Genomic DNA, 14,688 nt, shown 5'->3' on the forward strand with positions numbered 1-14,688 from the left:
CGGGGCGGGATGAACAGGAACCGGCTTCCAGGGTCGGCTACTTGACCGATCCTGCGGTCAGTCCGGAGACCACCTGGCGCTCGATGAAGGCGAACAGCACGACCACCGGCACGATGGCGACGACCGAGCCGGCGAAGAGGTAGTTCCACTGGACGGTGTAGTCGCCGATGAAGCTGTTGATGCCGACCGTGAGCGGCTGGCTCTGCGGCACGGTCGACAGGGTCAGGCCCATCACGAACTCGTTCCACGCCGAGATGAAGGTGAAGATGACCGCGGTGACCACCCCCGGCATCGCCAGTGGCAGCACCACCCGGCGCAGCGAGCCGAACCGGCCCAGCCCGTCGATCATGGCTGCCTCCTCCAACTCCACCGGAATGGAGGAGATATAGGCGGTGAGGATCCAGATCGCGAACGCCAGGTTGAAGGCGGCGTTGCAAAGGACCAGCGTCCAGACCGAGTTGAGCATGTCGAGCTGGTAGAACTCACGGTACAGCCCGACCAGCAGCGAGGTCGGCTGGAACATCTGGGTGACCAGTACCAGCAGCAGGAAGAGCTTGCGCCCGCGGTACTTGATCCGAGCGGTGTAGTACGCGGCGGGCAGCGCGACCAGCAGCGCCAGCAGCGTCGAGCCGCCGGCGACCAGCAGGGTGACCCGCAGGTTGTCGCCGAGCGTCGAGTCGCGCCACACGTCGATGAAGTTGGACCAGGCGAAGTGGTGGGGCAGGTAGCTCGCGTCGCGCAGTTCGTCGGCGGGCCGCAGCGCGGTGATCACCATCTCGGCGTACGGCAGCAGGAAGACCACAGCCAGCAGCCAGGCGGTGGCCGCGACGACAACCGTGCGCGGACGCAAGCCGCGCCTTGGCGCAGTGATATGACGGCTCATCAGCTCTCGTCCTCGTTCCAGCGGCTGACCTTGAGGAAGACCAGCACCATCAGCACCACCAGCGCGAAGTTGACCACCGACATCGCGGCGGACTCACCGATGTCGGTGTCCTTGAGCTGGTACATGAAGACCGTGGTGGTGGCCGTCTGGCTGCCGGGGCCGCCCTGCGTCATGCCCCAGATGACGGGGAAGGAGTTGAAGACGTTGATCAGGTTGATCACCACGCCGACCAGGAACGCCGGACGCAGCAGCGGCAGCGTGATCCGCAGGTAGGTCTGCCAGGTGGACGCGCCGTCGACCCGTGCGGCCTCGTAGACCTCGCCGGGGACGGTCTGCAGGCCGGCCAGCAACGTGTAGGTGGTGAAGGGCAGGGAGACGAAGACGGCGACGAACATCATCCACGGCCAGGCGGTGGACGGGTTGCCGAGCCAGTCCTTGGGACCGTTGATCAGGCCGAGGTCGGTCATCGCGGTGTTCAGCACGCCGGCGGTCTGGTTGAGCATCCACTTGAAGCCGATGGCGGTCATCAGCACGGACGCCGCCCAGGGGGCGATCAGCGCCCAGCGGGTCAGCCGGCGGCCGGGGAACTCCTGGTTGAACAGCTGCGCGAGCGCCAGCGAGAGGACCATAGTCAGGCCTACGACGGCGACGGTCCAGATCACCGTGGAGAGCAGCACATGGCCGAGGTCGGTCTCGGCGAAGAGCTTGCGGTACTTGTCCAGGCCGGCCGAGCCGCGGACGAACCCGCTGGTGCTGATCCGCAGGAAGGAGGTGTGGACCATCTCGTAGACGGGCCACAGGACCACGAGCACGATCAGCAGGACGGCCGGGGCTATCCAGGGCAGCGGACCGAGCCGGTCCAGGCCCGGGCGCCGGGTCGGCGGCTTGCCCCGGGGCGGCGCGGAGGCCTGCGGGGCGGTAGAGGTATGGGACACGGGTGGTGCCTTCCGTGCGTGTGCGACGGCTGCGTAAACGACAGCTGCGTGAGCGACAACTGTGTGAGCGACAGCTGTGTGAGCGAGTGGGCGGGAGGAGCGGACCCCCTCCCGCCCGCAAACACGGCTACTTGTTGGCGACGGCGTCCTGCGCCTTCTTCTGCAGGTCGCCGAGGACCTTGGCCGGGTCGCCACTGACGGCGGTGCCGATGCTCTGCTTGATCTGCGCCGAGACTGCGTCCCACGTGGTGTCGCCCAGCGGGTAGAAGGAGGCCTGCGGCAGCAGCGCGAAGAACGGCTGCAGGTCCGCGTGCTTGCCGCTGCTGGTCATCGCCTGCAGGGTGTCCTGGGTGACCGGCATCAGGTTGTAGGTCTCGTCGAACTTCTGCGTGTTCTGCTCGGAGTACGCGAAGTCCAGGAACGCCTTGATCTGGTCCTTGTGGCCGTTCTTCTTGAACGCCATCATCCAGTCGGCCACGCCCAGCGTGGACTTGAGCGCGCCGGTCCTGCCGGGGATCGGGGCGACGCCGTAGTCGACCTTGCCGTCGGTGGACATCTGGATCAGCGACGGGTGGCCGTTGAGCATCGCGGCCTTGCCGGCGGCGAAGTCGGCGAAGGCGGTCTTGCGGTCGGTGGCGGCCGGGTTGGGGTAGGTCAGGCCCGGGTCGACCAGGTTGGCCTTCAGCCAGCTGAAGGTGTCGATGTTCGCCTGGCTGTTGAGCGTGTACTTGCCCGAACTGTCGGTGGGGCCACCGCCGTTGCCCAGCTCCCAGATCATGCTCTCGGCCTGCGCCTCCTCCGGGCCCAGCGGCAACGCGTAGGGGGTGACACCGGGAACCTTCGCCTTGATGAGGGCGGCGTCGTTCTTGACGTCGTCCCAGGTCTGCGGCGGCGCGGCGATGCCGGCCTGCGCGAAGATCGCCTTGTTGTAGAACAGGGCACGGGCCGAGGAGACGAACGGGATGCCGTACTGGACGCCGCCGACCTGGCCGGCCTGGGCGAAGCTGTCGATGAAGTCGCCCGCGGTGCTGGTGGAGAGGACGTCGGAGACGGGGTAGAGCAGGTTGTCGGCGACCTTGTCGGCGTAGCCGCCGGTCTGCAGGATGTCCGGCATGTTGCCGCTCTGGATCATCGTCGTGACCTGCTTGTCGATGTCGTTCCAGTTGATGACCTGGACGTCGACCTTGATCTTGGGGTTGGCGGCCTCGAAGTTCTTCGCCACGTCGTTCCAGTAGAGCGTGGAGCTGTTGGACGCCTTGTCGCCGTAGTCGGCCGCGACCAGCTTGAGGGTCACGGTCCCTCCCGCGGAGGCCCCGCCGCCACCGCTGCTGCCGCACGCCGTGAGCGTGAGAGTGCCTACCGCACAGACCGCCGCGAAACTGAGCACACGCTTGTTCACTGCCGTTACCGCCTTCGCACCGGCGGACCCGCGCCTGACCGGATCCGCTCCTGAGGGTTGCAGGTCTGACTCGCCGGGCGCCGTGCGTCAGCCTGGCACCTGCTGTGTGATTCTGCTCAGACCTTGCGAGTTTTGAGCAGATCCGAACGCAATCTGCCGCGTCGCGAAGTATTCACGAGCTGGACTCCTAGGTCCAGATGTCGTTACTGGACCGTTGTGAGAGTTGCGAGAGCGCGATCCGCCCGACGATCCCCAGGGCATTGACGTGCTCACCCCGCATTCGCGTGCGCACTCTTGTTGACGCAGCGCTCTTTATGAGCAGATTATGTCATCCACTCGTCAGATCCCACCTACCCGCGGCCGGGTAGCCGACGAGCCTTCTCCGGCCCGTGTCCTGTGACGCACGTCGGATCGCGCAGCCCCCCACACCCCGCACCGAGGAGCCCACCCCCGTGGCACATCGAATGCTCCGCACCCCCCTCATCGCGGCTCTCAGCGCCGTACTGATCCCCGCCGGCTGCCTGCTGGGCACCGGTACGGCCGCCGCCAACGACGGCGTCACCGCGCCGGCCGCGAACTTCTCGTCCGCAGCCACCCCGAACACCCCGATCGCCCCGCTCCCGCCGATGGGCTTCAACAACTGGGCCCGCGCCCAGTGCACCCCGCAGGCGCCGCTGGACAACTCCAACCAGCTCTCCTACTCCTTCCAGCAGTACATGGAGGACAACGCCAAGGGCCTGTCCGACGCCGGACTGATCAACGCGGGCTACAAGACGGTCACCGTCGACGACTGCTGGATGTACCGCAACAGCTCCGGCTACCTGCACGGCGCGCTCAACTGGGGCGGCGCCACCGACGTTCGCGACACCACTCAACAGCCCGGCTTCGACTACGAGTTGAGCGCCTACGGCAGCTACCTGCACAGCCTGGGCGCCAAGTTCGGCATCTACGAGACCTCCGGCACGCACACCTGCAGCACCGCCGCGCCGACCGCACCCAACCTGCCGAACGGCAGCGAGAGTTACGAGCAGAGCGACGCCAACTCCTTCGTCTACTGGGGCGTCAACGAGCTCAAGTACGACAACTGCGGCCCCCAGGAGCCCATCCCGACCCTGGACGCCCGGATGTCCGGCGATCTGAACACCGCGGTCACCAACGCCAACAAGGCCGGCACCCCCACGCCCAACGTCATGTTCGACATCTCCGCCCCGGCAGGCCTGGGCAACGGCCCGGACAAGTTCGCCTCGATGGACTCGGTGCGCGGCCTCGGCCAGCTCTGGCGGATCGGCCCGGACATCTGGACCTACGGCGACGGCCAGGACCCGTGGAACCAGGCGATCGCCCCCGGCGGCTACAACATCGGCGCCTACCAGAGCTTCGACAACTCCGTTGAGCTCAGCCGCTACCAGGGCCCGGGCAACTGGAACGACGCCGACATGCTGCTGATCGGCGACAACGGCATGACCACCGCCGAGGAGCGCAGCCAGATGGCGCTCTTCTCCGCGCTGGCCGCCCCGCTGGTGGTCTCCACCGATGCCCGCAAGTTCGAGCCCTCCTACATCGCCGCCCACCCCGCCGAGGCGGCGCACCTGAACGCCTCGGTCGCCATCCTCGGCAATCCCGAGGTCATCGCGGTCGACCAGGACCCGCTGGGCGCCGGCGGCTACCGGGTCTCCGGCGGCGGCGCCAACGCCGACGGCACACCGGCCGCGACCAGCGGCATCGACGTCGTGGTCAAGCCGCTCGCCGACGGCAGCCGGGCGGTCGTCGTCCTCAACAAGGGCGCGACGTCCGCCAACTACACGCTCTCCCTGTCGAGTCTCGGCTTCAGCGGCGCCGGTTGCGGCTACAGCGTGCGTGACCTGTGGGCGCACAGCACCAGCAGCTCCACCGGCAGCGTCCCGCTCACCATCGGCTCGCACGACAACGCGATGCTGAAGATCACCCCGCAGAACGGCTGCGGCACCGTCACCCCGCGCGGCCAGATCACCGTCTCGCGCGACGACTGGAGCAAGGCCTCGCTCTGCCTGGACAACTACAACTCCGGTACTGCGGCAGGCAATCCGGTCGACGTCTACCCGTGCAGCGGTGGCTCCAACCAGCAGTGGCAGCGCAATGCCGACGGCTCGGTGCAGCTGATGCAGAGCGGCGCGGCCAACCTCTGCCTCACCGCTCAGAGCGGCTCCACCACCGGCGCCATCAACGGCCAGTCGGGCCAGTGGGTCGGCGTCGCCCCCTGCGGCTCCGCCCCGGGTAACCAGACCTGGACCTACAACCGGGACGGCAATCTGAAGCTGGCCGGCACCACCCAGTGCCTGGACGTCTACAGCGGCACGACCACCACCAGCGGCACCCCGGTCGACCTCTACGCCTGCGGCGCCGCACCGAGCGCCGTGCAGACCAACCAGACCTGGGCCGCCCCCTTCAGTACTCCCCCGGCTGCCTGATCCCCTCCGGGTGGGGTCCGCGGCGATGCGTCTTCGCAGCGGACCCCACCCCGTCGACCGAGAGCTAGACTTTCCACATGCTCAAAGCTGATCGAACCGCGCGCATCCTTGACCATATTGCCAAGGAGGGCAGCGCAGATGTGCACGCACTCACCGAGCTGCTCAGTGTCTCGGGCGCGACGATCCGCCGCGACCTGCAGTCCCTGCACGAGCAGGGACTGCTGCACCGCACCCGCGGCGGCGCGGTGACCGGGACGGTCAACCTGGAGCTGCCGCTGCGCCACCGGGCCGGCCGCCAGCAGTCCGAGAAGCGCAGGATCGCGCTGGCCGCCGCCGCCCTCGTCCCGGACGGCGCCGTGGTCGGCATGACCGGTGGCACCACGGTCACCGAGATCGCCCGCGTCCTGGCCGAACGCAGCGGGCTCACCATCGTGACCAACGCCGTCAACATCGCCGCCGACCTGATCGTCCGCTCCGACATCCGCCTGGTGGTCGTCGGCGGCAACGCCCGCACGGCCAGCTACGAACTGGTCGGACCGGCCGCCGAACGGATGCTGAGCCAGTACCACCTGGACATCGCCTTCATCGGCGTCGACGGCCTGACCGCGAGCGAGGGCTGCACCACCCACGACGAGATGGAAGCCCACACCGACCGCGCCTTCCTGCGCAGCAGCGCCCGCTCGGTCGTCGTCGCTGACAACACCAAGATCGGCCGGGTCACCTTCGCCGAGATCTGCCCCCTGAGCGACATCGACGACCTGGTCACCGACACCGCCCTCAGCGAGACCCAGGAAAAGGCCATCACCGACCGCGGCGTCCACGTCCTACGGGCGTGACGCGGGGGACCTGACGCGGGGTGATCCGAGCACCTCTCAGGAATAGTTGAACATGTTCAAAAGATCCGCCATGATGGAACTCCGGCGGGGGGCTGGGCCGGTGGCCTCCAGGTCTCACCGGCCTGGAGGCCACACACGCTCTCGCGCCGGGCCATGCCGGACGTTCGCTCCGTTCGGTTGATGCCGAGCGAACGGATGATCCGGTGATCAGATCCTGGCGAACTCCCCTTCCCGCCCCCGGCCGAGCCGTCCAGGGGATCGAGGCGTGAGGTACCTGCTCCAGCGCCACCCGCTACCGATGCGGACCTGGTTCGCGCACTCCCTGGTGCTCACCTACGCGCTGCCGCCGCAGGTGCTCACCCCGCTGCTACCGCCCGGGCTCACCCTGGACACCTACACCGACCCGGCCGGAACCGAGCACGGCTTCGTCGCGGCCGCCCTGGTGGACACCCGTGCCCTGCGCCCGGCGTTCCTGCCCGCCCGGTTCGGCGCCGACTACCTGCTCACCGGCTATCGCATCTTCACCCGCTTCCCGACGCCGAACGGTCGCACCATGCGCGGCCTGAAGATCCTGCGCAGCGACACGGACAGCCGGATGATGCAGCTGGGCGGCAACACCCTCACCCGCTACCACTACCGACACGCCCGGATCGGCACCCGGGTGGTGGACGGCACCCTGGAGTTCAAGGTCCTCAGCGCGGACGGTCGCGCCGATCTCCACGTTCGGGCCGACCTCGCGGGCGGCCCGGCCCCGCTGCCGGACGGCAGCCCGTTCGCGCATGCCAGGGACGCACGACGCTTCGCCGGCCCGCTGCCCTACACCTTCGACCACGAGCCGCAGACCGGCTCCGTCATCGTGGTGAAAGCCACCCGCGCGTGCTGGGACCCGGTTCCGGTCGCGGTCGAGGTGCCCCGGCTGACGTTCTTCGACCACGGCCCGTTCGCCGACACAAAGCCACTGCTGGCCAACGCCTTCCATGTCGCCGGCCTCGACTACGGCTGGGAGGCCGGCCGCCGCCGAGCCGAGAACGGTGCGCAGCGATGACGGACGATCAGGCAGCACGCGGTCAGGCGGTGCGGCGGCCTTCGGGCGTGCGTGAGGTCTTCGCGTACAACTGGCCCAGCTACCTCGCCGGCGGCCTCGCCGTCACCACCAGCTGGGCGCTGGGCCGCCGACTCCCCCGCCGGCCGGCCGCCCTGGCCCGCGCCGGCGCGCTGACCGCCACCGGCTGGCTGGTCAGCAGCACTGCCGCCAGCTGGTGGGTCTATGACCGATCCGAGCTGCACTCCTTCGGCTGGCTGGCCGACCTCCTGCCGCACGGGCCGGGCGACCATCTCGTGGTCTCGTCCGGCCTCGACGAGGCGAGCCGGCCGCTCGCCGCCCGCTACCCCGGCGCGGCGCAGTCCCGGGCCGACCTGTACGACCCGGCGCTCACCACCGAGGGGTCGATCAGGCGAGCCCGCAGACGAGTACCGCCCATCGCCGGCACCCGACCCGCCCGCCCGGAGCGGCTGCCCGCGCCGGCCTCCTCCCAGGACACCGTGTTCCTGGTCTTCGCCGCCCACGAACTGCGTCAACCAGCCGACCGCGAAGCCCTGTTCGCCGAATGCGCCCGCACGCTGCGCCCGGGCGGCACTCTGATCCTGGTGGAACACCTGCGGGACGCGGCGAACACGGCGGTCTACGGCCCCGGCGCCTGGCACTTCCTGCCGCGCGCCGAATGGCTGCGCCTGGCCGGACACGCCCGCCTGCGAGCGACCGGCGAGCGGCGGATCGCCGCCTTCGTCACCGCGTTCGCCTTCAGCAAGGCCCCGCAGCGGTGAGCCAGTTGCTCACCCTCGACACCCAACTGCGCCTGGTGGGCGCCGCCCTGGTCGGCATGGGCGCCTTCCACGCCGTGCTGCCCCGGCTGGTCGACTGGCCCGCCGACCTGGCCCGCAGCAGCCTGCTGACCCGCCAAGTCTCCTACGTGCACCTGTTCTTCATCGCGCTGACCTGCGTCCTGCTCGGCCTGCTCCCGCTCTTCCTCGCCCCGGCCCTGCTCGCCGGCACCCCGCTCGGCACCGCCCTGCTGGCCGGCCAGACGCTCTTCTGGGGCACCCGCTGGCTCTTCGAGTTCGCGGTCTTCTCCCCGCGCATCTGGCGGGGCGACCGCTTCCGCACTGCCGGGCACCTCGCCCTGTCCGTCCTGTGGACCTGGGTCACGGCGGTCTTCGCCACCGCCCTGCTGCACACGCTGCTGGGTGGATAGCCGTTCGCCGGGGCGGTTTCGCCTACCGTACGATCAACGGCGTTGCCCGGGTGTAGCGCAGAGGCAGACGCGGCCGCATGGCATGCGGTAGTACGCCGGTTCGAATCCGGTCGCCCGGGCGGCAATCGGCCTGTTCGCAGGTCGAGGGCCCGTAGCGCAGAGGCAGGCGCAACGCTATCCGCATGGCGTGGACGCCGGTTCGAATCCGGCCGGGACCACTGACCCAACGCAGGTCGTCAGGTAGACGGGGAGAGCCGGTGCAGCACGTCGACATGACGGATGAGGAGCTGGCCGCGTTCTCGCGCACCGTCGGCCGGCTGCGGGAGTTGCCCGCCGACGATCCGACGCGGTTGCGGGCCGAGCGGGTCGCCGAGTCCTTTGTGCGCGAAGGGCAGCGGCAGCGCAAGCGGGTGCGGCGGGAGGCGGCCGCGGGAGCGGACGCCGTGCTGGTCGGGGCGACCGCCACCGGGGATCTCGCCCGCCGGGAGGACGCGCCGCTCGCGTTGCTGCCGGCGGCGGGCGAGGCGATCGGGGAGTTCGTCCGGCCGCGCCGCTGCTATGTCTGCAAGTCGACCTACCGTCAGGCCGACGGCTTCTACCACGCGCTCTGCCCCACCTGCGCCGCCGACAACGCCGCCCGCCGGGCGCTCTCCACCGATCTGCGGGGCCGCCGGGCGCTGCTCACCGGCGGCCGGGTCAAGATCGGCTTCCAGCTGGCCCTGATGATGCTGCGGGACGGCGTCGAACTGATCGTCACCAGCCGCTTTCCGCATGACACCGTGCGACGCTTCCAGGCGGCGCCCGGCAGCGCGCAGTGGCTGGAGCGGCTCACCGTGGTCGGCATCGACCTGCGGGACCCACGGCAGGTGCTCGGCCTCTGCGAGCGCCTGCGCGCCGAGGGGCGACCGCTCGACATCCTGGTCAACAACGCCGCCCAGACCCTGCGCCGCCCGCCCGAGGCGTACGCGATGCTGGCCGCCGGGGAGCAGGCCGCGCTGCCGCCCGGTGTCCGCATCTCGCACGCGCCCGGGTTCCGGCCGATGCCCGCGCTGACGCCCGCCTGGCCCGCCGCCGAGCTGGACGCCGCGGTGGGCGCCCAGCCGGACTCCGGAGTGGGTGCCGCAGTGGGCGCCGCAGTGAGCGGTCAAGCGGACGAGGCCGGGCTGCTGCCGGACCCGGCCCCCGCCAACTCCTGGTCGGCCCGGCTCGGCGAGCTGGATCCGTCCGAGGTGCTGGAGACCCAGCTGGTCAACGCCCTCGCCCCGGCGCTGCTCTGCGACCGCCTGCTGCCGCTGCTGCTCGCCGCCGCGCACCCGCGGCGCTACATCGTCAATGTGACGGCCGTCGAGGGCCGGTTCGCGGTGCGCAACAAGACCGCGGGCCACCCGCACACCAACATGGCCAAGGCCGCGCTGAACATGCTCACCCGCACCAGCGCGGCCGAACTCGCCGAGCAGGGCGTGCACATGTGCGCCGTCGACACCGGCTGGATCACCGACGAGAACCCGGCGCCGAAGAAGGCCCGGATCGCCGCCCGCGGCTTCCGCACCCCGCTGGACATCGTCGACGGCGCCGCACGCGTCTACGACCCGATCGTCCGCGGCGAGGCGGGCGACCCGGTCTCCGGGGTCTTCCTCAAGGACTATCGGCAGGCGGCCTGGTGAGCGGTCAGGACAGCTGACCGAAGAGGTCGATCCAGAACCGCTGCTGCTCCGGCGTCGCACCGACCAGGTAGGTCGAGCGCAGCTTCGGCGGCAGCAGGCGGACCATCCGGATCACCGCCTTGCGGTGCTTGCGCAGCTGGGACAACTCGGCGTTGGAGATCGCCTGGTGGACCAGGTCGGTGTCATTGCCGCCCTCGCTGGACAGCTCGGCGGCGCGCCGCAGCCTGGCCTCCCACCCGGCGGCGTCGGCGGCGATCTCGCGCAGCCCGGTCGCCGGGCGGTTCGCCAGCCGGTCGGTCAGCGCGGTCAGGGAGACAGGGGCGTACTCGCCGTCGCCCAGGTAGACGGTGCCCATCTGCAGCGGCAGCTCGCGCTGGTGCAGCTTGATCAGGCGTTCCAGGGTGCGCTTGCTCATCCAGCCGCGGCCCTCCTCGTCCAGGTCGTTCTTCCACCAGTCCAGGACGGTCTCGGCGACCGGTCCGTAGCGGGCGATCAGCCATTCGTTGGCGGGGATGTCGGCGGGGTCGACGTCCAACGAGGCGGTGAAGCGGGTGGCCTGGGCGATGTTGTTGCGGGCCACCTGCAGCTTGCGGCCCAGGTGGTAGGGCGGGTTCTGCAGCGCGATCTGCGCGCGCAGGCCCTCGATCCGGTGGCCGGCGATCGACCACTCCTGGGTGATCTCCATCAGTTTGGCGAAGGCGGCCTTGTCCTTGGGGCGGTTGTACTCGTCCCAGATGATCGCCTTGGGCTCAGGACCGGTGAAGTTGACGGCGAGCAGGTTCTCCAATGCGCCGTCGGAGGTGGGGATCGGCGCGCAGAGGTCCTCGACGTTGGTGACCGGCAGCGAGAAGTACAGCGGCTCGCGGCCCAGGCTCTCCCGGGTCAGCTGGCGCACCAGTTCGGTCTTGCCGCAGCCGGGCGGCCCCTGCAGCAGGACGGCCCAGCGGTTGGCCAGCGCGGCCCGCAGGACGCGCCGCACCGGGTCCGCTATCCGGGACGGGTTGGGGACGCCGAGCGCGGCGGCGACGCGGTCCAGGATCTCGTGCGTGCGGTCCGGGCCGGGGCGCCCGGTCGGATCGGGCTCGGCCAGCCGCAGGCGCTCACCGTTGACCAGCGGCAGGCCCCAGATCAGCGGGAACCCCTCGCGCGCGTTGGCGAGCACATGCTCCAGGGTGCGCGGGGAGAGCAGCTCGCGCACCGCCGGGGTGAGCGAGGCCCAGAGCGCGAAGACCGGTCGCAGGTCCCAGTCCGGGTGGCGGGCGGCCAGCGCGATCCGCCAGGCGGTGTCATTGGCGGTGATCCTGATGGTGACCATCCGGTCCAGGATCGCCAGGTCGCTGCGCCGCGCGCTGGTCTCGGCCAGCGACTCGTTGTCGGCGAGGAACACCCCGACGCAGCCGAGCGCGCGCAGGTCGTACTCGCCCAGCGTCCAGTTGCAGGCGATCTGCATCAGCTGGGACTGGATGGTGTCGCCGGCCTGCAGCGAGTCGTCGATGAGCAGCACGAACGGCCGGCCCGGTTTGAGCTGGCTCATCACCAACTGGCGCAGCACCAGGGCGCCGGTGGCCTCGTCCCGAACGGGGGCGTTGGCGAGCAGGTCGTCGGGCGTGAGGTTGGCCGCGGGGACGACGACCAACGCCGTGTCGGCGTGCGCCCGGGCCAGGTGGGAGTGGAAGGTGGCGGTCTTCCCGATGCCGTGCTCACCGAAGATCTGGCCGGTCTGGCCCAGGTCGATCATCGCGTCGATGAAGGACTCCAGCCGGGAGGCGCCCGTCCAGCCCTCGGGCGGCGCCGGGTACGTCGCGGTGGCCCGCCAGGGCCGAGCCGGGGCTGCGGTGGTGGTCATGTCGTCGCTCCTGTGCTGACGCGGTGGCAGGCCATCTGCGGGTGGTGGTGGTCGGGCCAGTCGGTGCCGTTCTCGGTGATCAACCAGATCCACTTGTCGGGCTCGGCCGGGGTGATGGGCGGGGCGTAGCCGTCGGTGAGCACGATGACGGCGTCCGCGTGCTCCTCGAAGAGCTCGCCCCCGGCGGTGGCGGATCTGCCCTCGACATAGTCGGCCACCGCCTGGAAGCTGGTGCCGCCCCCGCCGTAGACCCGCTCGCCGGGGCGGAAGGGCATCACGACGGCGTCGAAGGAGAGCCAGTGCGCCTGGACGCCGTCGATCCGCCCGACCAGCTCGGTCAGCCAGTCGATCACGCTCTGCGGCATCGAACCCGAGGTGTCGTAGGCGATCACCAGTGCCTTCTGCCGGACCGGACCGCGGCGCGAGAGCATCGGGGGGTGGCCCAGCGCGGCGAGCAGCGCGCCGCGCTTCTTCGGGTAGACCAGCCGCTCGCCCTCGCTCAGCCGGCTGCCCAGCACGTCCACCAGCCAGCGCTGCCACCAGTCGACCCGGCCGGTGCGGGTGGTCTGCCCGCGCAGCACCCCGGCGCCGAGCCGGCCCCAGAGCCGGGCGGTGCGCTCGGAGGCGCCTTCGGTGCGATGCATCAGGTCCAACAGCTCCTGCTCGGCGCCCCGGTGGCCGCGGCGGGCCGCGAGCAGGGAGTTGAGCAGCACGGAGGAGCCGATCAGGTCGATGGCCTCCTGGTCCAGCGGCAGGCCGTCCGGGTCCAGGTGCAGGCAGCGCGGGGGCGGCACCGGCGGGTTGCGCATCCGTTTGAGCTCGGCGTACACGCTCTGGTCGGTGTCGACGAAGGCGGGATAGTCCACCGCCGGCAACCCCTGTTCGGCGAGATCGGCCTGGTAGCGGTGGTGGATGTCGCGCGGATCGATGCCGATCGGCTCGCCGTCGGCACCGGACCTGGGCAGTTCGGTGCCGCGCCCGAGCCTGGTCAGCGCGACATGGTTGATCGTCACCTCGTTGGCCAACCGGAACACCGGGTCGGCGCGCAGCTCCGGCTCGGCCAGCAGGTGGCGCTGGATCAGGTGCCTGGCCTCGTGGAAGAGCACGAACTTGACCCCGTCCAACCCGATGGCCAGGAAGAAGTCCGGGTTGTAGAGGAGCAGGCAGCTGCCGTCCCCCGAGGCCACCACGGCGGCGGTGTCGACGGCAGTGGTGGCCAGTTGGTGATGGCACTTGGTGTAGAGCCAGGAGGCGACGGCGGACTCGGTCAGGCCGAAGTCCAGCAGCGCGGCCTCCTTGAGCCGGTGCGCCTCGGCCAGCACCTCGGGCGCCGCCGGCCGCCAACGCGCCAGCGCCTGGCGGTCGGTCAGGTCGACCACGTGGGCCTGCGGTGCTGCGGTGTGCGACATGGCGCCTCCCCTCGATCCCGACGCCTCATTGGTACCAGAGGCGACTGACACCGGCTCAGGGGTCAGCGGGCAGTGCTCTGCGGGGCGGGGCCGGCGATGGCGCCGGCTGTGCGGATCAGCTCGGGCAGGGTGCCGACGAAGTCGGGCAGCAACTGCGCCAGCACCGCCCAGGCCTCCAGGTGGGTGCCAAGGTCGGCATGGACCAGCGGCCGCAGGACGGCGCCGGCCTGCGCCAGCCGGCCGGGGTAGGCCCAGCGGCCGATGCCGAGCAGCCGCAGCACCTCGGCTGCGGGCGCGGCCGCCTGGACGTACTCGGCGGGCCCGTCGAAGATCCCGGCCTCCCGCAGCCGGTGCCGGTACCTGGGGCTCTCCCCGAACCGCGCGCGCAGCTCCGCCGGGCAGTCGATCCGCTGGGAGAGCGCCCAGCGGGCGTAGCCGGGGAACGGGGAGTCCTGGTGGGCCCGCAGAACGGCCGGCCACTGCTCGCTGCGGATCCGGCCGGCCGCCGTCCTGGCCCGGCGGAACGAGCCCCCGGCACGCCCGCCGGCCTCGTACAGCTGCGCGATGATCCCGTCCGGCGCGAGGTCCGTGAGGGCCTGCTGGTACTCCTCATTCGAAGCATTCAAAGCATTCGACGCGTCGGCGAGCCGACCCACCGTGACCCGAGCCGCCGGGGCGGGGTCGGCGAACGAGACGCCGGTCAGGATGTCGCGCCGCAGCCCCAGCGGCAGGCGGTTCACGCCGTACAGCCTCGCGTTGACCTCCGGGTCGTCGCCCTGCAGCATCCAGAGCAGCATCGAGCCCGGGGCCCGCACCAGCAATCGCCGCACCCGCGGGTCGCTCGGGACAAGTCCGCCCATGCCGGCGGGGTTGATCCGCAGGCGCTCGCAGACACTGTGCCCCGCGAGCTCGTCGTCGACCAGCGCCAGCAGAAACCGCACACCCTGGGCCGTCGGCTCGTCCAGTGCCATGATCCCGCGCTCCCCCTCTGTCCGCAGGTCATGATGCCAGGGCCTG

12 protein-coding genes and 2 tRNA genes are annotated in these 14,688 nt (G+C 70.6%); 8 read left to right on the forward strand and 6 right to left on the reverse strand.

What is annotated here, in order from left to right; all coding sequences use genetic code 11:
• Positions 1-37: 37 nt before the first annotated feature.
• The 3 genes from P3T34_RS08145 to P3T34_RS08155 all read right to left on the reverse strand — a co-directional run bounded on the left by P3T34_RS08145 (position 38) and on the right by P3T34_RS08155 (position 3,217).
• The gene (locus P3T34_RS08145; protein WP_280665325.1) at positions 38-883 is read right to left on the reverse strand and encodes a carbohydrate ABC transporter permease; all 846 of its coding nucleotides are present in this window, start codon (positions 881-883) and stop codon (positions 38-40) included.
• Positions 883-1,746, reverse strand: coding sequence for a sugar ABC transporter permease (locus P3T34_RS08150; RefSeq protein WP_280671893.1), 864 nt, complete (start codon positions 1,744-1,746; stop codon positions 883-885). The genes P3T34_RS08145 and P3T34_RS08150 overlap by 1 nt, the downstream gene beginning before the upstream one ends.
• 199 nt (positions 1,747-1,945) lie before the next feature.
• Positions 1,946-3,217 carry an extracellular solute-binding protein gene (locus P3T34_RS08155; RefSeq protein WP_280665326.1) on the reverse strand — a complete coding sequence of 424 codons (1,272 nt, stop codon included), beginning with the start codon at positions 3,215-3,217 and terminating at the stop codon, positions 1,946-1,948.
• A gap of 452 nt (positions 3,218-3,669) precedes the next feature.
• Here P3T34_RS08155 and P3T34_RS08160 point away from each other — a divergent pair, with 452 nt between their 5' ends.
• The 8 genes from P3T34_RS08160 (at position 3,670) to P3T34_RS08195 (ending at position 10,416) form a co-directional block, all read left to right on the forward strand.
• Complete coding sequence (locus P3T34_RS08160) at positions 3,670-5,664, forward strand: ricin-type beta-trefoil lectin domain protein (RefSeq protein WP_280665327.1); 1,995 nt, start codon at positions 3,670-3,672, stop codon at positions 5,662-5,664.
• Positions 5,665-5,741: 77 nt separating this feature from the next.
• The gene (locus P3T34_RS08165) at positions 5,742-6,500 is read left to right on the forward strand and encodes a DeoR/GlpR family DNA-binding transcription regulator (protein WP_280665328.1); all 759 of its coding nucleotides are present in this window, start codon (positions 5,742-5,744) and stop codon (positions 6,498-6,500) included.
• 265 nt (positions 6,501-6,765) lie between these two features.
• A complete protein-coding gene (locus P3T34_RS08170; RefSeq protein ID WP_280665329.1) occupies positions 6,766-7,545 on the forward strand; it encodes a DUF2071 domain-containing protein in 780 nt (259 codons plus the stop codon).
• Positions 7,542-8,324, forward strand: coding sequence for a class I SAM-dependent methyltransferase (locus tag P3T34_RS08175; RefSeq protein WP_280665330.1), 783 nt, complete (start codon positions 7,542-7,544; stop codon positions 8,322-8,324). The genes P3T34_RS08170 and P3T34_RS08175 overlap by 4 nt, the downstream gene beginning before the upstream one ends.
• Positions 8,321-8,752 (forward strand): hypothetical protein, encoded by a 432-nt coding sequence (locus tag P3T34_RS08180; protein WP_280665331.1) that lies wholly within the window; start codon positions 8,321-8,323, stop codon positions 8,750-8,752. Before P3T34_RS08175 ends, P3T34_RS08180 begins: the two co-directional genes overlap by 4 nt.
• Before the next feature lie 46 nt (positions 8,753-8,798).
• Positions 8,799-8,871 (forward strand) — tRNA-Ala (locus tag P3T34_RS08185).
• A 26-nt stretch (positions 8,872-8,897) separates the two neighbouring features.
• Positions 8,898-8,970: transfer RNA gene (locus tag P3T34_RS08190), tRNA-Arg, on the forward strand.
• 54 nt (positions 8,971-9,024) lie between these two features.
• A complete protein-coding gene (locus P3T34_RS08195; RefSeq protein ID WP_280671895.1) occupies positions 9,025-10,416 on the forward strand; it encodes an SDR family NAD(P)-dependent oxidoreductase in 1,392 nt (463 codons plus the stop codon).
• Positions 10,417-10,420: 4 nt separating this feature from the next.
• On the opposite strand, the gene P3T34_RS08200 is transcribed toward P3T34_RS08195, so the two are convergent.
• The 3 genes from P3T34_RS08200 to P3T34_RS08210 form a co-directional block, all read right to left on the reverse strand.
• A complete protein-coding gene (locus P3T34_RS08200; protein ID WP_280665332.1) occupies positions 10,421-12,262 on the reverse strand; it encodes an AAA family ATPase in 1,842 nt (613 codons plus the stop codon).
• A complete protein-coding gene (locus tag P3T34_RS08205) occupies positions 12,259-13,671 on the reverse strand; it encodes a hypothetical protein (RefSeq protein WP_280665333.1) in 1,413 nt (470 codons plus the stop codon). The genes P3T34_RS08200 and P3T34_RS08205 overlap by 4 nt, the downstream gene beginning before the upstream one ends.
• 62 nt (positions 13,672-13,733) lie before the next feature.
• The gene (locus tag P3T34_RS08210; RefSeq protein WP_280665334.1) at positions 13,734-14,642 is read right to left on the reverse strand and encodes a hypothetical protein; all 909 of its coding nucleotides are present in this window, start codon (positions 14,640-14,642) and stop codon (positions 13,734-13,736) included.
• Positions 14,643-14,688: the final 46 nt, after the last annotated feature.

The sequence above is a fragment of the Kitasatospora sp. MAP12-44 genome (assembly GCF_029892095.1).
GTDB lineage: Bacteria > Actinomycetota > Actinomycetes > Streptomycetales > Streptomycetaceae > Kitasatospora.